We start from the raw sequence: 26,061 nt of genomic DNA, 5'->3' as shown, positions 1-26,061 counted from the left end.
CCAAATGGCAAATAAATTAGGATGTACTGGTTTATACCAATTGAGCATGGATAGAGATACCTGGAAAAGTAAATTATTGCCCTTTTTAAAACCATTTTTGCAGCCCTCCGGCAAAGATTGCGAAGTTTTTACACCGGCTAAAGGCATGCCGATTAGGTTTATTTTTGAAGGCACTTTTTTTGTTGAAGGCCGGCACGGCGATTTTCTTTTAAACTTTAGCGACCCGGATATATTTATTTTAACAGTTCGCAGTCAACATAAAGCGGTGCGGGTAGCCTGGAGTAAATTGGTAGCTTTTGAATTGCATACGCAGGCGTTATGGCAATAATATTGACCTAACCTGTAGCATAAAGCAATATAATATTAATTCATTATGGCGCATTAAGGAGCATGGAATAATATTAAAAGCCTAAACCCACCCCTACTGCCTCCAAGGAGGGGAATAGGCCATTCCATTATCCAAGATGGTGCTGCGATTAAGCGCATAAGTGTTTTTATTAATGTATTATTTGATACGCCAATCCAAGATTGGCTTTCCTAAAAATGCGTAGAGCGCTACGCTAACTCTACGCATAACAAAGATTTATTTTAAGGAGTAGCTGATGCTACGGAGCAAACTACAGCAGTTTGGGCGATGAGGGCCTTTCAGATTTCCGGTGCGCAGCATTCCGAGGTACGAGGAAAGGAAAGATGAGCAGCCCGAATGACCAAACGGGGCCCTGCGGCCGGGAGCAAACTTAGGCTTCTGAAGATAGTTAGCACCAAAGCATTGAAAGATGGAATCTTTCAAAAGTTAACCAGAAACAGGTTATTTATGGAATTCCGTTAAGAGCATTGGCATAATAAGACAATAAAAAAGCCCTGGAAAGAGATAAAACTTATTATCGCTATTCCGGGGCTATTATTTATTCAACTTTACTGCTTAATTTATTTAACTTTCTCTACTTCGGTAAGGCCCAGCACCTCACTCGTCATGGTTCTTACTTCTTCTAATAACTGCGGATCTTTGGCCAGCGATTTACCATAAGACGGAATCATTTGCTTTAATTTGGCTTGCCAGGCTGGAGAATTAAACTGGTCGTTAAAGCAACGTTCCAGCAGGCTAATCATAATAGAAACAGCCGTGGATGCCCCCGGCGAAGCGCCTAATAAGGCTGCAATAGAACCATCGGCCGCACTTACAACTTCGGTACCAAATTCCAGAATGCCACCTTCGGTGGGGTGTTTTTTAATTACCTGCACCCGCTGGCCAGCCACTTCCAGTTTCCAATCTTCCATCCGGGCTTGGGGTACAAACGCCCGCAACGAGGCCAACCGGTCGGTGGCCGATTGCCGTACTTCGTTTATCAGGTAACGTGTAAGCGGAATATTTTTGATACCTGCAATGAGCATGGGCCGCAGGTTATTGGCTTTAATGGATAAAGGTAAATCCATAAAAGAACCGCTCTTTAAGAATTTAGTAGAAAAGCCGGCGTAAGGCCCAAAAAGCAGCGCTTTTTTGCCGTTAATAATCCGGGTGTCTAAGTGCGGAACCGACATAGGCGGCGAACCTACGGAGGCTTTGCCGTAAACTTTGGCCTGGTGCCGCTCAATAACTTCAGGATTGGTACAAACCAGCCACTGGCCACTTACCGGGAAACCACCAAAGCCTTTTCCTTCCGGAATATCGGATTTCAGCAACAAAGGCAAAGAACCACCACCGGCACCTATAAACACAAACTTGGCTTTTATTTTGCGCTTTTCGCCGGTAGCCAGCTCTTTTATTTTCAGGTGCCACAAGCCATCTTCCCGCTTTCTAAGCTTACGTACTTCTTGCCCAAAGTGTAAATGTACCCCGCTAGATTCCTGCAGGTTATTAAACATACAACGGGTAAGCGCACCAAAGTTAACATCGGTGCCAATTTCCATGCGGGTTGCCGCTACTTTTTCCGAGTGGTTGCGGCCTTCCATTACCAAGGGTATCCATTGCTCCAGTTGTTCCGGGGTTTCAGAATATTGCATGCCTTTAAACAAGTGGCATTGGGTAAGCGCTTTGTGCCGGTTTTTTAAATAGCGTACATTATCCTCGCCCCATACAAAACTCATGTGCGGAATACTCCGGATAAAAGTTTCGGGTAATTTTATGAGATTTTGCTGAATGAGGTAAGCCCAAAATTGCCGCGATTCTTCAAACGACTCGGCAATTTTAACTGCTTTGGAAGTATCAATGGTACCGTCGGCTTTTTCGGGTGTGTAATTTAACTCACAAAAAGCCGAGTGGCCGGTGCCGGCATTATTCCAGGCATCTGAACTTTCGGCCGCAGCCACATCCAAACGCTCAAAAATTTCAATGGTAATATCTGGCTGCAATTCTTTTAATAACATACCAAGCGTAGCACTCATGATACCCGCTCCTATTAAAACCACATCCGGATATTCTTCAAAAGAATTATCGTGTTTAACCATATTTCTAATAAATTATTTACAAAAGTAGATCAATAATTATAAATTGTTCATTCTTTAAACGCTTTTATGCTAAATCTTTTAAATGAACTTTACTGCTTTAGGTTTAGCAGGCTTAAATAGAGCCGAACTCCAAAACAATTCTCTTAAAACGGATTTTAAAGTAACAAGATGAGTTTTAAGTTACTTTTTATAGCTCCTTCCTCAATATTTATTAAAAAAGTTGTTCCCCCAAACGCAGCAGCCAGGTAAATATTAATGAACGCCTTAAATATTCAGTTAATGGTCGTTTTGAGTGGGTTTATGGCTTCGGGAATACGGATTATTTAGCAGCGGAGCATTCGGTTACCAGAGAAAATACAGTTACCTGCCAATATCTGTTTATTTGTGTATTGCTTAATAGGAAACTAAAAAGAAGCGCTATAACGGCTAATTTTTTCAGGCAAAACCAAGGTTCAGGTATTCTACTTATCTTAAAATGACTCAAAATTGAACACTGTACTGTCCGGTTTTAATACAACCTTTTAATATCCTATTCGCAAAAAGTAGCTTAAACGTGCGCTGTTTGCCCTTTCTGTTCATTGGCAAATCGTTTGTTAGTCTTTTAGCAGATTAGTCTTCCACGCTAGATTACCTAAACTGCTATGCTTCGTAATTATCTCACCACTGCTTTTCGCAACCTCATCCGAAACAAAGCTTATTCCTTTATTAATATTTGTGGCTTATCGGTGGGCATGCTGGTAACTATGCTTATTGGGTTATGGATTTGGGATGAATTATCTTTTAATACCTACCATAAAAATTACGATTCTATTGCCCAGGTTTGGGGCGGTAATATTAATCCGCAAAGCTCAGCAGTTGAAGGTTCCTTTGATTTGCAGTACCCGGTAGGCACAACCCTCCAGGAAAACTATCCGCATTATTTCAAGTCTGTTGCAATGGCCTTTGAGGCCGGAGATTATACCGTGGCAACAGCAGATAAAAAGTTTAGCCAAAAAGGACAGTTTATACAAGAAAGCGCCCTGGAAATGCTTTCCCTCAACATGCTGCAAGGCAACTACCAAAGTTTGCGGGATCCCTATTCGGTTGTTCTTTCCCAATCAACGGCCAAGACTATTTTTGGCAACGAAGATCCCATGCATAAACGGTTAAGAATTGATAACTTATTGGAAGTGACCGTAACCGGGGTTTATGCAGATATTCCCCAGAACAGCCAATTTAGCGAAATCAGTTTTTTCCTGCCCTGGCCTTTATTGGTATCTTATGCAGATTGGATGAAAGAAAGTGCCACCGACTGGGATAACCGGACCGTTAAGGTGTATGTACAACTACAGCCCACCACCAATTTAGCCGCCGCTAATGCCGCCATCAAAAACCTCTATTACCAGCATGTACCGAAGGACTTTTTTAAAACAATGGAAAAGAATAAACCTTTTGTGCAGTTAATTCCCATGAGCAGTTGGCACTTATATTCTGAATTTGAGAATGGAAAACCCGCTGGCGGACGAATTACTTATGTCTGGCTCTTTGGCATTGTGGGAGTTTTTGTATTGCTGCTGGCTTGTATCAATTTTATAAATTTAAGTACCGCCCGTTCTTCTACCCGCGCCAAGGAAGTAGGTGTTCGTAAAGCTATCGGCGCCGGTAAAAAACAATTAATCCGGCAATTCTTAAGTGAATCTTATTTGGTGGTGGTAATGGCTTTTGCGATTGCGCTTTTGCTGCTTTGGTTCGTACAACAGCCTTTTAACCAGCTAGCCGATAAAAATATAGCCTTTCCGTTTAGTAATCTAGCTTTTTGGGGCATAAGCCTGCTGTTTATTTTATTAACCGGTTGTGTGGCCGGCTTGTACCCCGCTTTATATTTATCTTCTTTTCAGCCGGTAAAAGTTTTAAAAGGCGTAATAAAGTCCGGGCGTACGGCTACCCTGCCCCGCAAAGTGATGGTGGTGGTTCAGTTTACGGTTTCAGTGGTATTAATTTCGGGTACGCTGGTGGTATATGGGCAAATTCAGCACGCCCGCAACCGGCCTATTGGCTACGACAAGCAAAATTTATTAACCCTGGATATGAGCGATCCCAGTTTTAAAGGTAAACAAAAGGTACTGCAAACCGAATTAATGCGGAGCGGCGTGGTAGCGCAAGTGGCCAGTTCGTCTAGTCCCGTTACTGCCGTATGGAACATAACCGGCGGATATGAATGGCTGGGCAAAGACCCAACCCTTGATGCAGCGTTTGCCAGATGTAAGATAACGCCCGAGTACGGCAAAACGGTAAGTTGGGAAGTAGTGGCTGGCCGCGATTTTTCCAGCGCCTTAGCTTCTGATTCCACAGATGCCATCATCATCAACCAGGCGGCGGTACAATATATGGGCTTTACAGATCCAATAGGGCAAAAACTCACCGATGTGGACGAAACCGGCGAAAAAAAGTGGACCAAGACTATTATAGGGGTAGTTAAAAACATGGTGATGGAATCTCCTTTTCAGCCCGTGCAGCCCACCATATATTTTATTGATGCGGAAGATGCCTCAAAGGTATTGCATATTAAAATAAATCCGGCGGTAAGTGCCAGCGTGGCTTTGCCCAAAATAGAAGCAATATTTAAAAATATTGTTCCCGCCGCTCTTTTCGATTACAAGTTTGTAGACGAAGAATATGCCCAAAAATTTAGCCAGGAAGAGCGCATTGGTACATTAGCCGGGCTCTTTTCTGTAATTGCAATATTTATTTCGTGTTTGGGTTTGTTTGGTTTGGCCTCTTTTGTAGCAGAACAACGCACCAAAGAATTTGGCATTCGAAAAGTGCTGGGCGCAAGTGTTTCCAATCTTTGGTATATGCAAATAAAAGAGTTTGCCGCTTTGGTGCTCCTTGCCTGTTTAATTGCTATTCCTATCAGTCATTTGGTAATGCGTAATTGGCTGGCAAAGTACGAATATCACACCGAGATTACGCCTGTTTTTATAATACTACCCTGCGTAGGGGCTTTGGCCATTACCATTTTAACCGTAAGTTATCAGGCAATTAAGGCCGCGCTAATGAATCCGGTGAAAAGCCTCCGGAGCGAATAGCCTGAAAATTAAATTATCTGAATAGTTTTTGATAAAAAATATTTCAAAAACTATTCAGATAATTTACCGGGGAATTATCTGAATAGGCTTATTACTACTGAATAGTGTATATTACTGTAAATAGAAAAATACTGGCCAACAAAATATTACGCTTATTTACCACCTTGGTAGCCGCTATTATTGCTTTAGTGGAAGTATTCCAAAGCACACTTTACCTATTCAGGCAAGCCTAGCCTGTTCCGGATAAATCCGAAGCATTTATTAAAATAAGTAAAGAAATAAATTATTTATCTAACTGAAATAATTTGTCGAGCAAGCTCACGACTACCTCACTACACGTATAAGGGGTAATAGCAAACGACATTGGCATAGATAAAGAATCTCTATCGGTGTGGTAAACGTTAGCCAGCAAAAACCCGGCAAAATAACCCAGGCTCCAAAAAATGCCTAAGGCTTGGTTAACAGTATGTCCTAAAGCGGTAGAAATGCAAATACAAACAATTACTAACTTAATATTTTGCAAAAACAACATAAAGGTGAAATATGGAATAAATGGTGGTAGGTTTAGTTCTTATATAAATTCTATTTAGCAGGCTATATTTTATTCAAAAACAGGATAATTGACTCTTTGTTTTCGTAAGACCTGATGAGATGCCAAATCTACAACATAAAACTTTAATTTGGCTTATCTTCTACTATTGTTTTTTTAATATTTATAATATATTTTAAGCTTTGTTTTCTAAACAGCTTAATAATAGGCAAATATAAATATTAAAATATAAATATTGTTTTAATTAAACCAATTTCTTTTTATTCATTTTACCAAGATCTAACCTTCTCTTAATTATTGCCAGCAAGCAGCCTCAGGTGCTGTATTGCTATTTTCATAATATTCCTTCTGTTAAACGCCTTCTTCTTCTAGTTCTATTAACAGGTTAGCTATTAAAGCTGTCCAGCCGGTTTGGTGCGAAGCGCCTAAACCTAACCCGGTATCGCCGTTGAAAAACTCATAAAATAAATGGTGTTCTTTAAAGTGCTCGTCGGTAGATAAGAGCGGATGATCGCCTTGGTACTGGTACCGGCCAGCTTCGTTTTTCTCGAATATTTTTAATACTCTCTTGGTGAGTTCCCGGGCAATTTGTTTCAGGTTTAACTTTACGCCCGAACCGGTCGGGAATTCGTACACGTAAGCATCGCCGTAATAGCGGTAATATTTCCGGAGGGCCTGAATAATCAAATAATTCATTTGCAACCAGATAGGTCCGCGCCAGTTAGAATTACCGCCAAACATAGAAGTAGAACTTTCGCCGGGTTCATAATTAATACTGTGCTGGTTACCCTGGTAGTTAAATACGTACGGGTTTTCCTGGTGATATTTAGATAAAGAGCGAATGCCATAATCCGACAGAAACTCTCCTTCATCTAATAATCGTTTTAAAACGTGTTCTAGCCGGAAGCCCCGCATAACCGAGAATAAATGGTTACCGGCTTCGTTTTTGGCTTCAATGTGCGAAATTAACTGGGCCAGATCAGGCCGGGTGCGAATAATACCAACGGCCCGCCGCTTAAATTCCTGCATTTGGTCGAAGGTGCTGCTGTTAATAATTTCAACGGCCAGTAACGGAATAAGCCCCACCAAAGATCTTATCTTAAGTCGCTGACTTTTACCGTTATCTAACTGTACAGCATCGTAGTAGAAATTATCTTCATCGTCCCAGAGCGAAATATTCTTTTCGCCAATATTATCCATAGCCCAGCCAATGCTAAGGAAATGCCGGAAAAATTTAGCAGCCGATTCTTCGTAAGCCGGGTTGCGTTTAGCCAGTTCCAACGACATACGCAGCATATTTAACGAGAACATGGCCATCCAACTGGTAGCATCGGCTTGCTGCAAATTTTTAATGCCGGGCGGCATGTGGTTACGGTCGAATACCCCAATATTATCCAGCCCCAGGAAGCCTCCTTCAAACAAGTCAATGCCGTTCACGTCTTTTTGGTTTACCCACCAGGTAAAGTTCATGAGCAACTTCTGAAAAGCCCGTTCTAAAAAGTCCCAATCCGGAACGCCGGTCTTTTTCTTATCGGTGGTGTAAACTTCCCAAACGCCCCAGGCATGTACCGGCGGATTTACATCGCTGAAATTCCATTCGTAGGCGGGTATCTGGCCATTCGGGTGCATATAATATTCCCGGAGCATCAGCAACAACTGCTGTTTAGCAAAATTGGCATCTACGTGGGCAAAGGTGGTTGTATGAAAAGCCAAATCCCAGGCCGCGTACCAGGGGTATTCCCATTTATCCGGCATCGAAATAACATTCCGGTTAGTCAGGTGCTGCCACTCGGTGTTACGCTTGTACTGCCGATGCGGGGCTGTTTCCTGCATACTGCCGTTCAGCCATTTGTGTACATCCAGGTAATAAAATTGTTTGGTCCAGAGCAAGCCGCCAAAAGAGCTTCGTACCAGTTTTTTGTGCACCGCCGAGAGTTTATCCGGAATAACAAACTCTTTATAATAGCTCATGGTTTCGGCCTGCCGTTTTAAGAACAATTCATCAAAATCACCCCAAGGGTCTTCTATGCGGTTGCGTTTTAACCGTATCCGGAAAACTTTGGATTTGCCACCCGCTATTTTTTCGGTAAACCAAATAGCCGACTTGGTACCTTCTTTAGCCGGATTGATGGTTGATTGCCCACCTAATACATAATTATTAATGCCATCTTTTACATAAGGTAATTCATTCTGGCCATTATAAATGCGCTGGTTATTGGTTTCGTTGTTACAAAACAGCTGTTCGCCTTTTTCGTGGTACAGGTAAAATACGCCGATCCGCTGCGATGTGGTTTTTATGCAGTTGTCAGAATACGAAGTAATATTAGGCCGGGTATAATTGGCATTGTGCTTCCAATAATTCCTAAACCACAAGTGCGGCAAAACATGAATGTCCGCTTCTTCCGGTCCGCGGTTATGAACGGTAATCTTCATCAGAATATCGTTCATATCAGCCTTGGCATACTCTATATAAATATCAAAGTATTTTTTATCGTCGAAAATGCCGGTATCTAATATTTCATACTCGAGCTCCAGACGGGTACGTTTGTTTCTTTCTACTAACTCATCGTAAGGGAAAGCCACCTGCGGATATTTGTACAGGTATTTACAATAAGAATGGGTGGGGGAAGAATCGAGGTGGTAATATAATTCTTTTACATCTTCGCCGTGGTTGCCTTGCGCATTGGTTAAACCAAAAAGCCGTTCTTTTAGCATACTATCCTGCCCGTTCCAGAAAGCCGGCGCCAAACAAAGAATTTGTTTTTCGTCGCAAAAGCCGGCAATACCTTCTTCGCCCCAACGGTAAGCATTACTACGGGCCATATCGTGGGTAATAAAACTCCAGGCATTGCCATCCGGGCTATAATCTTCGCGTACTGTGCCCCACTGGCGCTCCGATAAGTAAGGCCCCCAGAATTTCCAGTTGCGATTATTAGGCGATTGTTGTAACCTTTCGTATTCTTTAATTCCCATCTTTTCTGGCATGCTAAAAACCTAAATATCTCCTAAATTAGAAAACAATATCTTTCAAAAATAAACCAATTGTTTTAAATAATTTAAATAAACCCGATTTAATATTAATAATTTTTTAAAACATACAAAAATTCACAAAATCAAGAAGCAACTTAAGGCTTACCATATTTACTTTCTTTAAAGATAATTATTGGTTATTATCTTTAAAGCCCCTTCTAAAAAGCAATTCTGGCAACCGAAATTTTAATATTTAAAGACCATATACAAATTTCTGTACCAGAAAAAACCTTTAAATAAAGAGAATTTATTTTAAAACTACCGGCAATTTCATCTAATCTTCATTTTGGGCATCTACTTTTGAATCATAAGTTGTAAGGTTATGAAAGAAATATTAGAAATGAATTATATAATAATAGCATTACTAGTAGTTGCAATTGCCGTTTGGGAACTGGATGATAATTGGAGTAAAGTAAAAAAGAAGAACCGCGAAGACTAATACACGCATAACCTGATTTTTCAGGAAAAACAATCTTGTACAAGCAACCAAATATTTATTAAGAATTAGGGCTAAAAGCTTAGTTAAGTAGTAAAGCCAAGCACTTAATAAATATTGGTAGCGCAAGCAGATTAAACCTTACAAAGCATATAAGCGCGTAAAATCAGGTTTAACTGCGTTAGAAAAAAAAGTTAAGATATATAATATTTTTTATATAAACATTGCATTATCTGGTTTGCTAAATATATACTATTTGTATTTTATCAAAATTTTATAAATTTAAAATTATATATAAGTTGCTTTATTACAGGTATTTATAATTTTAATTGTTAATAGGTCAAAAATTTTTTTGCACAAAATCAATAAAGTAGTTTTTGAAATCAAAATTGTATTTTTATATTGCATCATGAATTTACAAGTATTTGAGCGTTTACCGCTTGAGGAGCGGTTACAGCTAGTGTGGAATGAGGGAAACCAGTTAGGTATCCGGTTTGGCAGAAGACATAATGTATGTTTGTATCACCTGCAAGACTTCTTTGCTGAAATATGGTTAGACCCCGAAGAACAGAGTGTTTCAATGGTAAGAGCATTTACCAGTACCAAATGTTTAGAGCCTTATTTAAGCCATATTAATATTAGTGAGCTTTTAACCGAACATTATGATTAAATAAATACTTTCTATTAATAGAACAGCCTTGCCCCTTGTTGTTAACAAATTTATTTAACTTGATTTTATGAATTTACATAGGCTGAATTCAGGTTTGCTGATAATTAAAAGCACGCTGCTTAACTGAATCAGGTTAAACTAAACTTTGTTGCGCATCACTAATTAGGATTTTTCCGGGTAACACAAACAGTATATTTCGGCGTTAATAAACGCCGAACGAATAAATATTGTTTAAACGCTAAGCAGTAAAGATTTTAATATTTTTAAGCACTTGTTGCTTGTGCGTTACTAGGTATCTTAATATTTTGCTTTGCAGCTCTTGTACAATATTCTGAGATAATTATGCACCCGAAAGTAACTTTTCGGTAGCAAATGCATAAAACCAGCATATGGAGCCTAATAATTTAGATAAGTGGGATGTTGCCCGGTACAATGAGTTAAATGGTTATTTTCGCATTAAAATAAAATATTTGCTGGAATCTGATCCATTTTTAATGGAGATTATTGCCCAGCAAAATAGTATTGCACTACCAGATTTGGTGGACAGGATGAGCCTAGACGACCAGCAACAGTGGGCTGAGTTTTTAGCATTAGATAAACTAAAACTGCACCTGAATATTCAAAATCACCTGGAAGGTAAAGGCACTCCTTACTCTCCGGAAAATGGTTTTGCTTCGGATTCTGCTAATAATGAGAATCTATGGTGAAAATTACCGGTTGGTTGCATAATCTTGTTTCTTGTTCATTCTGATTGTTTGTAAATATAGCCAGCGACAGAACTTGCCGGAAATTAAGCTAAGAAAAACAACCACCCCTAATCTCTCCTAAACTTAGGCGGGGAACTAAGTTACCTTTTCGGCAATATTTAACTCCAATAAGTTATAACGTAATCTATTCTGAAAGTTTTGAAATAGGTTTAATTTAAGCCTATACAAAATCTACCTTGCTGCTAGTTTTTTTAAAGGCTGCTTAAATATCAAAGGCCCTTAATCGGGTAAACTGATTTTACCCAGCCGGATTGTAGGTATTTTAGGATTACCAAAATCTAAATCTAAATTCTGGTTAGCGATACATTCGTTGGCCAGCACTGCAAACAAAACAGCTTCTTTCGCATCCGGATTTACACCTAATTCCGTTAGCGGCGATAGGGTAAATTGCGGTAATAACTCTTGTAAATTTTGCTGCAACAAGCGGTTATGCATCCCACCACCGCTAATATAAATTGCCCCAGTACCCCCTTTAATGGTTTCCCGGATAGCGGTGGCAATACCAACTGCCGAAAACCGGTTTAATGAAGCCATTATATTAGCCGCACTTAAGTTTTGGCAATTTGCTGTTTGTTGGGCCGTTTTAAGATATTCTAAATTAAATAATTCGGGGCCAGTAGTTTTAGGAAATGGCTGCCGGAAAAATTCATTATCAAGCAAAGCTGCTACTAGCTCCTGGTTATATGTTCCGCTGGCGGCCAGTTCACCATCTTTATCATAATATTTATCGCGGAACTGGTGCTGCATGTACGCATCCATGATGGTGTTTCCGGGACCAACATCCGTTGAAAACACGCGTTTCGCATCTAAATCGCCCGGCAAATAAGTATAGTTGGCAATGCCGCCAATGTTTAGCATAATGCGGTCCTGACCATTTTGCGAAAACAGCAAATAATCGCCGTATACAGCCAATGGGGCTCCTTCACCGCCCGCCGCAATATGTTTTTGCCGAAAATCGCTTACGGTAATAATTCCGGTTTTTACGGCCAAGTGATCACCATCTCCAATTTGGAGCGTAGCATTGGGCCAGCCCGGCAAGCCGTGTAAAGCTGCCGGCGCGTGGTAAATAGTTTGCCCATGACTAGCAATAAGGTCTACTTCTGCCGGCCGAATATTCCATTGTAGAAGACTTTTCAGAATTAAATCGGCGTGAAAGGAGCCTAAGTACGCATTTAAAATACAAACCTGCTCCAAATCAACCTGTCTTTTAGAAAAAATATTCTTAATCTTATGTTTCAGATCGTCGGTATACGGAACCGTGTTAAACTGCAGTAGTTTTAATTGGGTATTTAATCCACTTCCTTCAACTGCACACAGCGCAATATCCAAACCATCTAAAGAAGTCCCCGACATTAAACCAATAATTACGCGTTTATTCTTCTTACTTATTTGGTATAAATGCTCCAGGCTATTGCTCATATTATTTCCAAACTAAAAACTGGTTCTTTTTTATTATTTAACAAAGCTAAGATTTTCTGAAGAATACAGGCAACTAGTAAAACTTATCTGTTTTTTCTTTCTTTTTTAATAAATGAAATCATCAAAAAAATTAAATTAGAAGCTGTTTGGTATTTCGGTTTCAAACAGAATAAGCTGCGATTGACTGTGTTATTACCGCCAATTTTAAAGCTTCCGACAGACTACTTGCTGGTGAAAACACACAGCAAGGGCAGCGGTTTTCTCCAATTATCTAAATGTTAAACAGCTTCTTAATTTAAGTACTGATTATTCAATCTAACGCGCATCACAAAAACACAACTATACTAGTCAATAGAAGAAGACTAAGCTGTACCTTAAATAAAAAGCTTAGTTTATTAAACATTGGCTATTCTTATTGCATAATCTTACTGCTTTGTAAGAATAAAAACTAAATAGCTTTACTCAATAAACATAAGATAACTATTTCTCATTTTATATACTTATTATGTTTATAAGAATAATTAATTATTTATAAGATATGAATAATATTTAAGATTGGTTAATTAAATCATCGGCTTTTTCTAGAGTTTCTTTACTTTAAGTTGATTATGTTAATAACTCGTTTTATCCACATAATCAGCTAATAAGGCATTAAAGTTGATATTAGCGCTATAACTTTATAGGCTTTAATTTGCTCTTTAAAGCTTTTTTTAAATGCTTTAAGGTTAATCTTAAACTATTTAAAATTTAAGTGCTATTTACAACCAGTAGCTAATATATGCTCCTATTAATTTACTGCATAAATATTGCCGAGAAGGGATGAATATTTCTAATGGTACTGGTAGCCTTTTTAATAAAGCTGCAAAAGCTTTATAACTCAATCTTTACTAATCACCTTTGAACAGAAACAATTTTCATTTCGGCCTGGTGGCTTATAAGAATATTAATGGTCTAATTGTTGCGTTTACCTATTTTGAGAAAATAGCACTTACCTGTTTAAAAATAAGGGCGATTTTAGGAATACTTATTGTATAAAATCTACCTGTTATTATTTCAGCTTTAACAGCTTTGCTTAGTAACAGTGTTGCTGCTGCAATTGTGCTGACTTCTTATTATTAAAGTAAAAAATCAGCATTTATCCTTAGGTGTTTAAGTATTTTAATTATTCAGCATTTTCGTAAAACCGTTAGTTTGGGAGAAGTTAGTAAGAAATGTATTTTAGGATATTAGGCAGCCAAATTGAATATCAACAGGCCGCAAAACGTTTGGAGCAATTAGCAAATGCGCAACCGCATACACCAGAAGCATTGGAATTAAAAGAATTAATGGAAGCTTTTATCAGGTTTGAGAAAGAAATGCAACAGTCTAAAAATAAGCCGAACCGAAAAGCATAAGGTATTAAACCATTGAGATAAACTGTAAGAAGAAGTTACTTCTTAAAACTTTGACATGGCTTAAATTAGTTGCATGCATTAGTAGCAAGAACATCTTAGTTATACCAGACTCCCTCCTTTTACATTATAATATTACAAGCTAAATATTATAGAGCTCTGATTCTAAAAATGTTATTTAACATAAAAAATACACTTGTTTCATTTACAAATATTATTACCCATGGGTTCAAGTATGCGCCGGAGCTTACTCTAATTTTGTAATTTGTCTAATCAGCAAAAGACTCACCGCTCCATTTAAGTACAAACCCAATTTAGTTTTAATTATTCTTTTTCTATTAACCGGTAAACAGCGGAAAAATCTTCTGGTCCTAATCCTTTTTGCTTGGCTAAAGCATATATTTCTTTCGCCATGTGTAAAGCAGGTAAAGGCACGCCCTGCTCATAAGCCGTTAAGCCCGCCAAATGCAAATCTTTATGCATCCACTCCAGTGGAAATTCTGGGCTAAAGTCGCGGTTTAGCAGTTTAGCTTGTTTAAGTTTTAAAAAAGGCGCGGCTGTTGGCCCATTTAGCAAAGTCTGGCAAAGCATTTCTTCCGATATTCCTAAAGCAGTGCCTAAATGCAGCGCTTCGGCAAAGGCAACCATTGCCTGCGCCAGTAGCATGTTGTTTACCATTTTCATGCTGGTACCTTGTCCAACCGGCCCTACATGCACGATAGCCCGCCCCATAATATTAAATAATTCCTGTACCTGGTTTATATCCGCAGCATCGCCTCCTACTAAAAACAATAACTCCCCTTTTTCGGCGGGCACCAACGATCCGGCAACTGGCGCATCTATAAACCGATGCCCCATTTTATGTGCGACCGCCGCCATTTTAAGCGTAAAAGAAGGATTAACGGTGCTGCAATCTACCCAAAGCGAATTACCGGGTAAGGCCCTGAGAAATCCCTGCGCGCCAACAGCAGCTTCTTCTACCGACTCGGGGGTGGACAGCATGGTAAATATTAAGCGGCATTCCCGGGCTACTTCTTCGGGCGAAGCAACTTGTTTCGCGCCAATTGCTACCAGCGGTTCGGCTTTGCTGGCTGTTCTGTTATAAACTACCAGGTCATGACCAGCTTTAATTAAGTTAGCGGCCATGCGGCTGCCCATTATACCCAAACCAATAAATCCAATTTTCATGCAGCTATTATTAATAATAAAATTATCGTACGCACCTTTTCTAACGGAGTTTTTCTAAATAACTCAAACTACTCTAACTAATTTTTTCATCTTTTGCCGGATAGTATTAATATTTAGTTCTTTAACTGTTAATTCACCATTTCGGACTATATTTAGCGCACCTATGAAGCTAGAACATTTTGCCCTGAACGTAGAAAACCCGCTTGCCATGGCGGACTGGTATGTTACCAACCTGGGTTTGCAGATAGTAAGGCAAGCCACAGTAGCGCCTTTTGCCACTTTTATGGCCGACGATAGTGGCCGGATTATGGTTGAAATTTATTTAAATCCGGCCGACGAAGTACCACCCTACCGAACCATGAACCCGTTGTTGGTGCACTTGGCTTTTGTATCGCCGGCCCCCGACGAAGACAAAGAACGGTTGGTGGCGGCTGGCGCAACCCTGGTATCGGACCAGCGACTGGAAGATGGTTCGCATTTAGTGATGCTGCGCGACCCCTGGGGTTTGGCAATTCAGTTATGCAAAAGAGGCAAACCCATGCTAACGGCGGTCGAGAATAATTTAAATGCTTTACACTAATGTTATTAGCTTAATATTATTTTAAATGAAATTACCTGAAAATAAGGTTTGGAGTGGCGCATTGCTTCTGCTCTTAATAGTTGTCTGCGCTTGCCAGCCGGGTAAAAGCACAAAAGAACCGGTAGCTTCCGGGCAAAACAATGATCCCTGGGAGCAAGCAGCCGCTATTTTAAAAGAAATTAAGGCGCCGGAATTTCCAGAGAAAGATTTTGTAATTACTAGCTATGGCGCAGTGGGCGATGGCAAAACCAATTGTACCGAAGCCTTCCGGAAAGCGATTGCGGCTTGTAACCAAGCGGGCGGTGGCCGGGTGCTGGTGCCGGCCGGAAATTATTATACAGGCCCCATTCATTTGTTAAGTAATGTAAACCTGCACGTGGTAAAAGAGGCCCGCATTTCTTTTTCAACGAAGCCCGACGATTATTTACCATTGGTTTATACCCGCTGGGAAGGCGTGGAACTCATGAATTACTCGCCGTTGATTTACGCTTTCGAACAAAAAAATATTGCCATTACCGGCGAAGGCACCTTAGATGGCGGCGCTAACGAAACCAACTGGTGGCCCTGGAAAGGCCAGCAACACTACGGCTATAAACCAGGCACTCCCAACCAAACCGACCCAGACAAACGCGCTGCTTTATTCCGGATGGCCGAAGAAAATGTGCCGGTACGTGATCGGAGGTTTGGACCAGGTTTTTACCTGCGGCCGCAGTTTGTACAGCCTTACCGCTGCCAGAATGTACTGATACAAGGCGTAACCTTTATAAACTCGCCGATGTGGATTTTAAACCCGGTACTCTGCACCAATGTAACCATTGAAAAAGTAACCGTAGAAAGTCAGGGCCCTAACTCCGACGGCTGCGACCCCGAATCGTGCAAAAATGTACTCATAAAAGATTGCTTCTTTAACACCGGCGACGATTGCATTGCCATTAAATCGGGGCGCAATGCCGATGGCCGCCGCATAAATGTACCGAGTGAGAATATTATTATTCAGGGGTGCTCGATGGCTAACGGCCACGGCGGCGTGGTAATTGGGAGCGAAATATCTGGCGGTGCCCGCAATATTTTTGCGGAAGGCTGCACCATGAATAGCCCTTTGTTGGATAGAGCGCTACGCATTAAAACCAGTTCAGCCCGCGGCGGCATTGTCGAAAATATTTATATGCGCAATATTAAGGTAGGCCAGGTTAAAGAACAGGTAATTATTGCCACCATGTTTTACGAAGATTCGGGCGCTTTTGTACCCACCATCCGGAATATAGAAGTAAAAAATATGGTAGTAGAAAACGGCGGCAAAGTGGGTGTATTGCTGGAAGGCTACAAAGAATCGCCGGTCCAAAATATAAAATTAGAGAATGTAGAAATTAAAAACGTGCAAAAGCCTTATAAATTCTCTAATGTAAAAGATATTTTTTTTGAAAAGGTAACCATAAACGGAAAACCAACAACCGTATCCGCAGCAGTTAAACAATAATTCTATTTCAAAAATTAACTTACGCTAATACTTCATAAATAGTGAGTGGTTGGGCTTTATTTTTAAGGCTCACCTCTCCTATTTCCCGGAAACTAAAAGATTCTTTAGCTTTTTGATAAATGTGTTTGGTGGTTACAATCTGGCCGGGTTTAGCAATAGATTGTAAGCGCTGCGCCACATTTACGGCATCGCCGATAACAGTATAATCGAGGCGGCGGAGCGAAACTGAACCAATATTACCCGATACCATTTCGCCGGCGTTTAAGCCAATAGATACAAAAGGTTTAAAAACAAAATCTTCAAATTTAATTTCTTCGGCCGCATCAAAATAAGATCTGACCGCCAGCGCCGCATCTATGGCTTGGTCCAGGTGATATTTACCCCGGAAAACAGCCATTACGGCATCGCCCATAAATTTATCTATGTAGCCATTTTGCGCAATAATTTCTTTTACCATCAGGTCGAAAAATTTATTTAAAATGGTAATTACCGTATTGGCTGGTACTTTTTCGGTGATACCGGTAAAACCGCATATATCAATATATAACACCGTAGCCTCTATGGTTTCGTTAGCGAGGAGGCTGTTTTCAAATTCCTGATGGGTCATAAAATTCAGCACATTCTCGTCTACGTACATCTTTAAAATATTATTTTCTTTAATGGCTTTTATGGTTTGGCGCAATTGGTTTACATGTTGCACCGTTTTTTCCATAGTCAATTCTAAATCTTCAAAATTTACCGGTTTGCACACAAAATCGAAGGCGCCGCGGTTCATGGCCGTCCGGATATTTTCCATGTCGCCGTAAGCCGATACAATGACCGATTTGAGAATAGGGTTTTCTTCCGGAATTTTGGTTAATAAAGTTAAGCCATCCATTTCGGGCATATTAATGTCGCTCAGCACTATATCCAAATCGGGGTTTTCTTTTACCTTAACCATGGCATCTACACCATTGCGGGCAAACAGAAACTCGTAAGCATTTTCCCTAATCTTCTTCCTGAATTTTTGTTTAATGAGCATTTCCAAATCTGCTTCATCATCAACCACCAATATTTTTGCCATCAGCAAGTTACATTACGAAGTTTATCTTTTAATATATTAAAATCCAGGGGTTTGGTCAAAAAATCGTCTGCGCCCAATTCCATGGCTTGCCGGAAATTATCCTGGTCGCTGTAGGCTGTTATCATCATAATAGCGGGCGGTGCGCTGGTATGTTTTTGCCTGATGTGCCGCAGCAGATCTAACCCGCTCATGCCGGGCATATTTATATCCGATAATATTAGCACTACTTCTGAATCATGGTCCTGCAAATACAATTCGGCTTCTTCGCCGGAGAGGGCAAAGGAAAAGTCTAATTCGCCGCTCCTAATTTCTTTCCGAAATTTTTGCAGAAACAAAGGCTGTACATCGGGCTCATCGTCTACTACCAATATTTTCATATAAATACAGCCTTTGTTTTAAATTAAACTCATTTTAATGCTGGTGGGTTAATCATAAATATTAAGCTTAGACCATGTAAAACTCCCACTGAATTCTGTCCGGATCTTTAAAAGCTACATATAATTTTTGCAGTGTTTCATCCAGCTTTACGCCGGTATTCTCAACGCCTGCATCGGCCAAACCCTGAGCAAATCGTTTTAGCTCATCTTCGTTCTCGCAAGCCAGGGCAATGTGGTCGAGGCCAATATTAAAAGGCGTAAATGTTTTATCTTCCGGATGTACCGGCTCTGCTTTTTTAAATACCACGAATACCGAACCTGCTACAAAACCAATCAGGTCGGGGGTATCTAAAGCCAGTTGGAGGCCAATAATATTTTGGTAAAATTCTTTTGTAACGGCTATATCGCGGCAACGCAGCGCAATATGATGAATGCCGGGGGTGTTGGGAGTAATTGCCATAGCTTTGGGGTTTAAAGGGTGAGATTGGTTTTGGTATTTATATTAACATTAACTGGTAGCGTTATCGTAAACTCGGTAAATTCTCCTTCTTCTGTTTGCAGATTTATTTCGCCGTTGTGGGCTTTGGTAATAATATCGTAGCTCAAAGACAAGCCTAAGCCGGTACCCTGCCCGGTGGGTTTGGTGGTAAAAAATGGCTGAAATATTTTCTGACGCACATGTTCGGGAATACCGTTGCCGTTATCCCGCACTTTTATTTCTACATAATTATTTTTCTTTTTGGTGGATACCCTTACTTCGGGCTGGTAACTGCTGTTTTGCTTTTGCTGTTTATCATGCGTAGCGTAAAAAGCATTATTAAATAAATTAAGCAGTACCCTACCCAAATCCTGTGGAATTACCTCAATGCTGCCCAATTGAGGATCAAAATCATTAACCAAACGGGCGTTAAAAGATTTGTCTTTGGCGCGCAAACCGTGGTAACTCAACCGCAAATATTCTTCGGCTAAAGCATTGATATCGGTGAGTTCTTTTTTGCCGGTACTCGACCGCGAATGCAGCAACATACCTTTTACAATGGCATCGGCCCGTTTGCCATGGTGAATAATTTTAATTAGATTTTGCTCAATATCGTTTAACAATTCCTGTTCGTAATCTAAGTCCCGGATTGCTTTCTGTTTTTCTTCTTTTAATTCTTTTAACATTTCGGTACTTACCTCCGAAAAATTATTTACAAAGTTGAGCGGGTTTTGAATTTCGTGCGCTATACCGGCGGTTAAAACGCCCAAAGAAGCCATTTTCTCAGATTGAATTAACTGCGATTGCGTAAGCTTTAAATTGGCCAGCGATTCCTGCAGTTCGGCTTGCAGTTTCAGGTTTTTGTTTAGAAAACCATTTATTAAAAAGTAAATAATAGAGCCTACCGCAATAATATTGTTTATGAAAAAAATGGTATATATAGCTGCCGGAAGTTTAGGGCCCGGTGCTGCTAAAAACAAATCCCAGAGGCCGGCTATAATTACCGATACCAAAAAAAGGTAATAGTAAACCTGGGCCGTTTTCTGACTGGCGAAAGTTAAAGCAATAACCGGCGCTAACAAACTGGCAAAAATAACAGCGCTGCTATCAACAAAATTACCAATGACGATGTGGTTAACAATAATGGCTAGTAAAATCAGGAAAGGTTGGGTAGCCTGGTAATAATTATAGTTTTTGGTTTTTAAGAAAATAATAAAATTTACAAAGTAGATGCCAATATAAATGAGACAAGGATAAGCCATATTGGAGTAACCCAGCGCAATATACATCAGGCAATAAATGGTACCACAAATTACCGTTAAAGCCCCTAATTGTATAAGCGACATTCTTTTGTTGAGCTCGGTTGGTTCGAGCCCGGTAAAACCAAACAGTTTATGCAAACTCGCATTATTAGTTAAAAACATGTTGCGCAGGTATTTTTTTGCGGGCCATTTGGAACATGTAAATATAATATACATCTAAAATGCTGGTTAGCACACACAGCGACAGCAAAAACCAGTCGGTGAAATGCAGAAAGCAGAAAATATTGATGAGCAAATTACCAACGGCTTTAAACCAGGCGGCCGGGTAAGAAAACATTTTCCAATCCTGTAACCGGAATACCAACGGAATGTATAAAGCCGAAATCATGACATTTAATATATAGCCGGAGTAAGCGCCCATGTGGCTAATAGGCGCATCATAATTTTTAATGTAGAAGTACAAAACCGGCAGCCACGCCAGCATGGTAAAAAATATTAAAGCTCTGGCATTTTCGCGGAAGGCAGGAATAGAGATTTGTTTATAGCCGTACCGGAATAAACCGTAAACAATAATACAATCCATAAAAAACCAAATGCGGTAACCCCATTGAAAAAGACCACCCATGTTGGTATCAAAAACCCAACTCCACAAAAACTCCCATATAATATTGCCGCAAACTGTAAATAGCGGTATTTCAATAAATTGCTTTTGTTTAATGTTTTTTAAGGTATAAAAATATACCATAATCCAGCAGAAACAGCCTACCCCAAAAGTTATAAGCTCTGTCAGGGAATAATCAACTGTGTTCACAAATTGATTTTGCATAATATTTCGGGATTAAATTATTTAAAACCGGTAAGTTTATGATACAGGTAATTAGCTTCGTGCAATAATTTAAACAACCAAGGTGTTTCATCAGTCCAGGGCAGCCCTTTTTCGTAGCGCTTTTTGTCGAGCCACCGCAGCACAGCTAAAACTCCTGGTTCGTGCAGGTTCCAGATTTTACAATAAGGTACATTTGCCTTGGTTTGGGCAATTATGCCGTTTACGGCGCGGCGGGCAGCTTCATTGGCGCCTTCCATGGTAGCCAAATCGGTAAAGGTGCGCACGTAATCAGAAGCCAGAAATAAATTTTTTATACCAGTGGTGGCTTCCGGACGCATACTCCAGGAATTAGCAGTATTCACCAGCAAGGGTTCGGCATTATGCATGGCCGCAAACGAATTACCAACTGCCCGCGCTTCTTCCGAAATATCGCAATCTATGTGGCAATCCAGTACCATGCTGCGATCTATTAATCTCTGCCCGTTTACGTTCAGGCTTTTTTCCATTTGCGCCCAAACTTCATCTTTTATTTCTTCTAAAGTACAGTCGCGGGCTGTTTTGCCATTAAGCCCCGGCGTAAACCAATCCGATACATCTACCGACAAAATACCTTTTACCTGACCATTGCCGTACTTACTTAAATCAAAACCTTTCCAGAATTGTACCTGCGATATTGCTGTAACGGCCCACGGCGAATCAATAAAAATAATATGGCCTTTATTCAGGGGTACATCCTGGTTTAAATAATATTGAATGCCATTCATCCAATTCAGGCTGTGCTCGTGTTTTTGGCTAAGATCTTTCAAAAAAGCTAAGGTACTGTCGGCGGTCAGCATCTCTTTGTTTACCAACGGAGCCATTCTTTCGAGCGGCATGGCAGCAATGTAATAATCGGCTTGAATTGTTTTTAACGTTTCGGTTTCCAGATCTTTTACCCGCACACCGGTTATTTTATTAGTATGGGCATCGCAAATAAATTCGTGGGTTATATGGTGATGAAAATATTGCACCCCCATACTTTGCAGGTGCTTTAACCACGGTAAAAGCCAGACATCGTTGGTGGGGCCGTTTAAAACCCGATCGGTTTGGCCTTCGGGGTTGGCCATCAAGAGCATTAACTGCAACAGAATATCGCCCCCGGTTTTGGTACTCATTAATTTGGGCTGGGCCGCCACCAAGGAATGCGTGAGCCCGCCTACACAATATTCTTCATAAGGGCACGGATTTTGGTCGCCGCACTGCTGGTCGGTTTCCATGTATTGCCACCAGCCAATGCGCTCATAAACCTGCTGGCGCCTTTCGTAACTGCTGGTTAGTAATTGCCAGATTTTATCGGCAAAAAGCACCTCGTTTTCTTTGGTTAAGCCAAAATCTGCGTGCTGCAGTACCTGAATTAAAGCATTTAAATCGGCTTTGCTTTTGGGGAAGTTCACAATATCCGAAATGGGCATTTTACCAAAGCGGGCGAGCATTACCCTTTCGGTCATAACCAGGTTATCGAATACGCCATTTAAATTATTATTAAACGGAATTCGTTTCATGGTATCGGTTACGTGTTTGTAAAACCCCGGAAAAAACCGAAACCCGTGTTCTCCCGGCAAATCCGGGCGACCGTCCCGGCCGGTATTTTCGGCATCTACGCTGCGGGCTTTGCCACCCACATAACGCGGTTGCTTTTCGTAAACCTCAACTGAAAATCCACGCTCCGCCAGCTCGTGCGCAGCACTCATACCCGCTACCCCGCCACCCAAAATTGCCACCTTTGTTTTCATACAAATTCAATTTTTTGAACGCTGGAAATGCAAAGAATCAAGAATAAAATGTAAGTAAAGGGAGGTGCTGGTTCCGGGTACTTGAATAAATAATATTTACCTTGTAAATTCAAAAACCAGGGTACAAAATAAAAAAACCTCCGGGAAAAGGAAGTTAAAATAATATTGAATTAAAGTAATATATTTTTTTTATATTTTTAGCCAAGATGTAATTATTATTTTCCGGCAGGGCGGGTGTAATCACTTAAAAACTACACCAATTCAGAGATTTCGTTTATCGCTGAAATATTATTTGGGAGGAATATTATAAATATTTAGCGGCGGCTGATTTAAAGCTAAATAAATTTCAGGTTTCTACAGATACTGTTTTAAAACCGGCTAATTGGGTTTGGTTTAGTTTACCTAAAGCATACACCTGAACTTCGTGTTTACCAATCCGGTATACTTTTACATCGGGCAATTGCGCTTGCATGTAAGTTTGTAATTCCCGGAAACGCCTTGTTATATCCTGTATAAATTCATCGGCATCGGGAACATCGGCGGTTTGGTTACGCAAAAAATAAGGTAAATCCACCACTTCTAAGAAAGATTCCTGCGGCTGCCCGGCTAATTTTAGCACCTCAGCATTGGTTATGGCAGCTGCGTCCGGTACTTCAAAAATAAAAGGCTCCAGCGGATATTCGCTTTCGCTCATATAAAACAAGCCTTCGCAGCGTTCCTGCAAATTCTGCATAAAAGTATCTACGGCTGCTGCATTTGTTTCCGACATGGAAGAAATGTATAAATTTTTAACAATAACTCAGAAAAATATTACCGCCGCTCCGGACCGGCATCTACTTTCGCCTCAATAATTTGTTCAATTTCGTCGGGCAAGGCCGAGAGTAAATCATAACCGGTAGCCGCTTCAATGGCATCAACGGTAGTCAGGTAAGTAGCCCAATCGGGGTTAGCATTATTGGTATTGGGCGTATTTACGGCAATTACCCGGGTTTGCTGGTTAATGCGGTTACCATCGTCGTCGCCCTCCGGAATAACCACCACCACTTTCCAGATTTGAGCGGGCACCGTAATCTTGCCGCCCGCAATGGTTTCTTTAAACCCATTACTGCCCGTACCACCTTTGCCGTAGCTTCCCATTATAATATAGCATTCCTGGCCGCCTTGTTCTATTAAGGTCCGGATATATTCTTCCATATTGCCCCAGGTTTCGCGGTTATGCGTAGGAGCCTGCGGAATAATATTGGTCATTAAAAAAGTGGCTGTATTATCTTCCGGGGTGTTGGAGCGATCGGCGGAAGGACAATTATGCCCCCTATCGAAACCACTACCGGAATAAGCGTAGGTATTTACCTTGTACCAACCGGTGGGCAAGGTTGTATCGGTCCGGAAATTATCTTGCCGGGGCGCATCGCCCATCCAGTCGCGGTTTACGTGCCAGCTAACCCAGTTAGGAATACCCCGGTCGCGGCTGTAAGAAATTGCAAACTGCGGTTTGTCCAGCAAATAATTATTAAAATTGCTTTCCTCGGCGGTAGCATTACTCGGGTTACCCAATAGTAAATGTTCGCTGCCGGTAAAAATGGTGCGGGCGCCAGGTTTCTCCTTGGTAGTAGTCTTAGCCGCTTCGTCCGGTTTAGGGCTGGTATCTATGCGCCTGACACAAGTAGCCAGCATCAGGAAAAAACCTAATAAAGCCGCTATAATTACATAAACCAGTATTTTATATTTCATAGTTAATTAAAATAATCAACTGAAAAGTTGGTAAAATCAACCTTATATAAATTTAAAAATCAGAGAGTTAAACAAGCCTGCTTAGCTATAGTTTTATATAATTTAATTATTAATATATTACTCCTAATCCTTTATTTTGGATGAAAATAAAGAGATAATTTAATTGTATTTAGCCGCCCAATTACTTTAAATAAATATAATTATCTAAATCCGGTGGGCTAAAATTTTAAAAGGCTACTTACAACCCGCAAATAATTATTTTTTATGCTGATGTTTCTGGTAATGCGATTGCAGCGCATCTTCCCCAAAATCGTTGGTTAAATCGCGTACCACGGTGTGTACATGGTTTGCATTATTCTGGGAGTTGTCGTATTCTATTAATATTACCGGGCTATGAATGCGGTAATAGTGCGCGTTGCCTAAACCTGGTTCTTTGCTGCCGGCCCAGGTAAAATACATGTTATGCAGGCCTGCTTTTTCTACTTTTTGATTTAAAGCCTTTGCCAAATCTGGCCGGTAGATTTGCAGGTACGTTTGCAGCAATTGGTTAAATATTTTCTGCTGGGCAGGCGTCATTTCGGTGTATAAAATTCCGACTGGTTTTTCCAGCATAGCTTTGCGGGCATTACCGGTTAATATTTCGTTGGGTGCTTTTTCCGAGATTATTACTTTTTGGAGTTGCTCCGCCGAAAAAGAATGCAGCAAAGCAAATCCCAGGTCAGCTTCCTGTTTTAATATTTGTTTGCCTTTATGCGGGCCGTTTGGCACAATAGCCGGATTGGAACCCATAAAAGCAGGCGTTTGCGAAACTACTTTGCCAGTCACCGATGAAAAATTTAAAGATAAATGGTGGCCTTCTACGCGCCAGCCCCAAGGTTCCTGGGCAGCAGGTTTACCGAAAAAAGAAAAGTAATATTTATCCGGATCGCGGTAAGTGTCTTCGGGTGGGCGATTTTCTAATGCTTTTAAAATAACTTCCAGTTCTATAATGGCTTTGGCTTTACCGTAGCCTTGCTCGCTTAAGGGTACCTGCAACAAGGCCATAGCTAATTTTCGTTGCTGCGCAGTCATGTCTTTCAGCCACAAACCTTGCCGTTGCTTGGGCACATAATGCCAATTAAATCGTTCCTCATCGGTAAAAGTAAAAACTGCTTTCTGTTGTTGGTCAGTGGTTAGGGAATTTAAAAAAGCTTGCGCTGCTTGCACCATATTTTTCTGCTGCAATGCCGTTCCGGGGGGCCTGGCTTTTGGTTGCTGGGCCCAGGCTGAACCCATTAAAATAAACCAAAACAAACAGGTACCAAGCAATTTTTTCATTAGCGTTTCTCCTTAAACTTAACTTTAGACTAAATCATTTTATGCATTTATTATCTGAAATTTATGTTAAACGAATTAATATTTATTTTCTGAATTTACGCATAATTATCCTTATAAATATATCGTGAGTCTAAGGAGCCTATCGCTGTCATTCAGGAGGAAACTATTTGGCTATCTACTAAATAGTTTCCTCCTGAATGACAGGTTTGGATTG

21 protein-coding genes are annotated in these 26,061 nt (G+C 40.5%); 7 read left to right on the top strand and 14 right to left on the bottom strand.

The annotated features are described in order from the left end of the window. Positions 1-4: 4 nt before the first annotated feature. Complete coding sequence (locus F0145_RS21430; protein ID WP_150091823.1) at positions 5-328, top strand: hypothetical protein; 324 nt, start codon at positions 5-7, stop codon at positions 326-328. 599 nt (positions 329-927) lie between these two features. Here the strand turns inward: F0145_RS21430 and F0145_RS21425 are convergent. Next, positions 928-2,445, bottom strand: coding sequence for a malate:quinone oxidoreductase (locus tag F0145_RS21425; RefSeq protein WP_150091821.1), 1,518 nt, complete (start codon positions 2,443-2,445; stop codon positions 928-930). A 641-nt stretch (positions 2,446-3,086) separates the two neighbouring features. Here F0145_RS21425 and F0145_RS21420 point away from each other — a divergent pair. Next, positions 3,087-5,513, top strand: a complete 2,427-nt coding sequence (locus F0145_RS21420; protein WP_150091819.1) for an ABC transporter permease — start codon at positions 3,087-3,089, stop codon at positions 5,511-5,513. A 283-nt stretch (positions 5,514-5,796) separates the two neighbouring features. Here F0145_RS21420 and F0145_RS21415 read toward each other — a convergent pair whose 3' ends face one another. Next, positions 5,797-6,045, bottom strand: a complete 249-nt coding sequence (locus F0145_RS21415) for a hypothetical protein (RefSeq protein WP_150091817.1) — start codon at positions 6,043-6,045, stop codon at positions 5,797-5,799. Between the two features lie 369 nt (positions 6,046-6,414). Next, positions 6,415-9,036: an MGH1-like glycoside hydrolase domain-containing protein gene (locus F0145_RS21410; RefSeq protein WP_150091906.1), complete on the bottom strand. Its 2,622-nt coding sequence runs from the start codon at positions 9,034-9,036 to the stop codon at positions 6,415-6,417. Positions 9,037-9,938: 902 nt separating this feature from the next. On the opposite strand from F0145_RS21410, the gene F0145_RS21405 reads away from it, so the two are divergent. Beyond that, a complete protein-coding gene (locus F0145_RS21405) occupies positions 9,939-10,199 on the top strand; it encodes a hypothetical protein (RefSeq protein WP_150091815.1) in 261 nt (86 codons plus the stop codon). 389 nt (positions 10,200-10,588) lie between these two features. Then, complete coding sequence (locus F0145_RS21400) at positions 10,589-10,906, top strand: hypothetical protein (RefSeq protein WP_150091813.1); 318 nt, start codon at positions 10,589-10,591, stop codon at positions 10,904-10,906. Positions 10,907-11,185: 279 nt separating this feature from the next. Here F0145_RS21400 and F0145_RS21395 read toward each other — a convergent pair whose 3' ends face one another. Continuing rightward, positions 11,186-12,385: an anhydro-N-acetylmuramic acid kinase gene (locus tag F0145_RS21395; protein WP_150091811.1), complete on the bottom strand. Its 1,200-nt coding sequence runs from the start codon at positions 12,383-12,385 to the stop codon at positions 11,186-11,188. Between the two features lie 1,211 nt (positions 12,386-13,596). Between F0145_RS21395 and F0145_RS21390 the strand changes: the two genes are divergently transcribed. Then, the gene (locus F0145_RS21390) at positions 13,597-13,779 is read left to right on the top strand and encodes a hypothetical protein (protein ID WP_150091809.1); all 183 of its coding nucleotides are present in this window, start codon (positions 13,597-13,599) and stop codon (positions 13,777-13,779) included. A 321-nt stretch (positions 13,780-14,100) separates the two neighbouring features. Here F0145_RS21390 and F0145_RS21385 read toward each other — a convergent pair whose 3' ends face one another. Further along, positions 14,101-14,964, bottom strand: coding sequence for an NAD(P)-dependent oxidoreductase (locus tag F0145_RS21385; RefSeq protein ID WP_150091807.1), 864 nt, complete (start codon positions 14,962-14,964; stop codon positions 14,101-14,103). Between the two features lie 163 nt (positions 14,965-15,127). Here F0145_RS21385 and F0145_RS21380 point away from each other — a divergent pair, with 163 nt between their 5' ends. Both F0145_RS21380 and F0145_RS21375 read left to right on the top strand, forming a co-directional pair. After that, complete coding sequence (locus tag F0145_RS21380) at positions 15,128-15,544, top strand: VOC family protein (RefSeq protein ID WP_150091805.1); 417 nt, start codon at positions 15,128-15,130, stop codon at positions 15,542-15,544. 25 nt (positions 15,545-15,569) lie between these two features. Continuing rightward, complete coding sequence (locus F0145_RS21375; RefSeq protein ID WP_150091803.1) at positions 15,570-17,021, top strand: glycoside hydrolase family 28 protein; 1,452 nt, start codon at positions 15,570-15,572, stop codon at positions 17,019-17,021. Between the two features lie 19 nt (positions 17,022-17,040). On the opposite strand, the gene F0145_RS21370 is transcribed toward F0145_RS21375, so the two are convergent. The 9 genes from F0145_RS21370 to F0145_RS21330 form a co-directional block, all read right to left on the bottom strand. Beyond that, complete coding sequence (locus F0145_RS21370; RefSeq protein ID WP_223816192.1) at positions 17,041-18,087, bottom strand: adenylate/guanylate cyclase domain-containing protein; 1,047 nt, start codon at positions 18,085-18,087, stop codon at positions 17,041-17,043. Next, entirely contained in the window at positions 18,084-18,461 is a 378-nt protein-coding gene (locus F0145_RS21365; protein WP_150091799.1) for a response regulator, read from the bottom strand. The genes F0145_RS21370 and F0145_RS21365 overlap by 4 nt, the downstream gene beginning before the upstream one ends. 67 nt (positions 18,462-18,528) lie before the next feature. Continuing rightward, positions 18,529-18,921: a VOC family protein gene (locus tag F0145_RS21360; protein WP_150091797.1), complete on the bottom strand. Its 393-nt coding sequence runs from the start codon at positions 18,919-18,921 to the stop codon at positions 18,529-18,531. Positions 18,922-18,932: 11 nt separating this feature from the next. Continuing rightward, positions 18,933-20,363 (bottom strand): sensor histidine kinase, encoded by a 1,431-nt coding sequence (locus F0145_RS21355; RefSeq protein ID WP_223816189.1) that lies wholly within the window; start codon positions 20,361-20,363, stop codon positions 18,933-18,935. Next, complete coding sequence (locus F0145_RS21350) at positions 20,350-21,027, bottom strand: transmembrane-type terpene cyclase (RefSeq protein WP_150091795.1); 678 nt, start codon at positions 21,025-21,027, stop codon at positions 20,350-20,352. The genes F0145_RS21355 and F0145_RS21350 overlap by 14 nt, the downstream gene beginning before the upstream one ends. 17 nt (positions 21,028-21,044) lie before the next feature. Beyond that, entirely contained in the window at positions 21,045-22,799 is a 1,755-nt protein-coding gene (locus F0145_RS21345) for a hydroxysqualene dehydroxylase (RefSeq protein ID WP_150091793.1), read from the bottom strand. Between the two features lie 346 nt (positions 22,800-23,145). After that, positions 23,146-23,568, bottom strand: a complete 423-nt coding sequence (locus F0145_RS21340; protein ID WP_150091791.1) for a nuclease A inhibitor family protein — start codon at positions 23,566-23,568, stop codon at positions 23,146-23,148. A gap of 41 nt (positions 23,569-23,609) precedes the next feature. Continuing rightward, the gene (locus F0145_RS21335; protein ID WP_223816188.1) at positions 23,610-24,530 is read right to left on the bottom strand and encodes a DNA/RNA non-specific endonuclease; all 921 of its coding nucleotides are present in this window, start codon (positions 24,528-24,530) and stop codon (positions 23,610-23,612) included. 255 nt (positions 24,531-24,785) lie between these two features. Then, positions 24,786-25,847, bottom strand: coding sequence for a DUF3500 domain-containing protein (locus tag F0145_RS21330; protein ID WP_150091789.1), 1,062 nt, complete (start codon positions 25,845-25,847; stop codon positions 24,786-24,788). Positions 25,848-26,061 lie beyond the last annotated feature (214 nt).

Origin of the sequence: Adhaeribacter rhizoryzae, assembly GCF_008629685.1 — a bacterium.
Classification (GTDB): domain Bacteria; phylum Bacteroidota; class Bacteroidia; order Cytophagales; family Hymenobacteraceae; genus Adhaeribacter; species Adhaeribacter rhizoryzae.
Note: the sequence above shows the minus strand (reverse complement) of the source record. Positions and strands in the feature narration are given on the sequence as shown.

What these genes read in the sequence shown, in the direction of transcription:
- F0145_RS21415 (WP_150091817.1), bottom strand. Translation starts at nt 6,045, where the DNA reads ATGTTGTTTTTGCAAAATATTAAGTTAGTAATTGTTTGTATTTGCATT.
- F0145_RS21390 (WP_150091809.1), top strand. Translation starts at nt 13,597, where the DNA reads ATGTATTTTAGGATATTAGGCAGCCAAATTGAATATCAACAGGCCGCA.
- F0145_RS21380 (WP_150091805.1), top strand. Translation starts at nt 15,128, where the DNA reads ATGAAGCTAGAACATTTTGCCCTGAACGTAGAAAACCCGCTTGCCATG.
- F0145_RS21365 (WP_150091799.1), bottom strand. Translation starts at nt 18,461, where the DNA reads ATGAAAATATTGGTAGTAGACGATGAGCCCGATGTACAGCCTTTGTTT.
- F0145_RS21355 (WP_223816189.1), bottom strand. Translation starts at nt 20,363, where the DNA reads ATGTTTTTAACTAATAATGCGAGTTTGCATAAACTGTTTGGTTTTACC.
- F0145_RS21400 (WP_150091813.1), top strand. Translation starts at nt 10,589, where the DNA reads ATGGAGCCTAATAATTTAGATAAGTGGGATGTTGCCCGGTACAATGAG.
- F0145_RS21385 (WP_150091807.1), bottom strand. Translation starts at nt 14,964, where the DNA reads ATGAAAATTGGATTTATTGGTTTGGGTATAATGGGCAGCCGCATGGCC.
- F0145_RS21410 (WP_150091906.1), bottom strand. Translation starts at nt 9,036, where the DNA reads ATGGGAATTAAAGAATACGAAAGGTTACAACAATCGCCTAATAATCGC.
- F0145_RS21430 (WP_150091823.1), top strand. Translation starts at nt 5, where the DNA reads ATGGCAAATAAATTAGGATGTACTGGTTTATACCAATTGAGCATGGAT.
- F0145_RS21340 (WP_150091791.1), bottom strand. Translation starts at nt 23,568, where the DNA reads ATGTCGGAAACAAATGCAGCAGCCGTAGATACTTTTATGCAGAATTTG.
- F0145_RS21345 (WP_150091793.1), bottom strand. Translation starts at nt 22,799, where the DNA reads ATGAAAACAAAGGTGGCAATTTTGGGTGGCGGGGTAGCGGGTATGAGT.
- F0145_RS21350 (WP_150091795.1), bottom strand. Translation starts at nt 21,027, where the DNA reads ATGCAAAATCAATTTGTGAACACAGTTGATTATTCCCTGACAGAGCTT.
- F0145_RS21395 (WP_150091811.1), bottom strand. Translation starts at nt 12,385, where the DNA reads ATGAGCAATAGCCTGGAGCATTTATACCAAATAAGTAAGAAGAATAAA.
- F0145_RS21335 (WP_223816188.1), bottom strand. Translation starts at nt 24,530, where the DNA reads ATGAAATATAAAATACTGGTTTATGTAATTATAGCGGCTTTATTAGGT.
- F0145_RS21420 (WP_150091819.1), top strand. Translation starts at nt 3,087, where the DNA reads ATGCTTCGTAATTATCTCACCACTGCTTTTCGCAACCTCATCCGAAAC.
- F0145_RS21405 (WP_150091815.1), top strand. Translation starts at nt 9,939, where the DNA reads ATGAATTTACAAGTATTTGAGCGTTTACCGCTTGAGGAGCGGTTACAG.
- F0145_RS21330 (WP_150091789.1), bottom strand. Translation starts at nt 25,847, where the DNA reads ATGAAAAAATTGCTTGGTACCTGTTTGTTTTGGTTTATTTTAATGGGT.
- F0145_RS21375 (WP_150091803.1), top strand. Translation starts at nt 15,570, where the DNA reads ATGAAATTACCTGAAAATAAGGTTTGGAGTGGCGCATTGCTTCTGCTC.
- F0145_RS21360 (WP_150091797.1), bottom strand. Translation starts at nt 18,921, where the DNA reads ATGGCAATTACTCCCAACACCCCCGGCATTCATCATATTGCGCTGCGT.
- F0145_RS21425 (WP_150091821.1), bottom strand. Translation starts at nt 2,445, where the DNA reads ATGGTTAAACACGATAATTCTTTTGAAGAATATCCGGATGTGGTTTTA.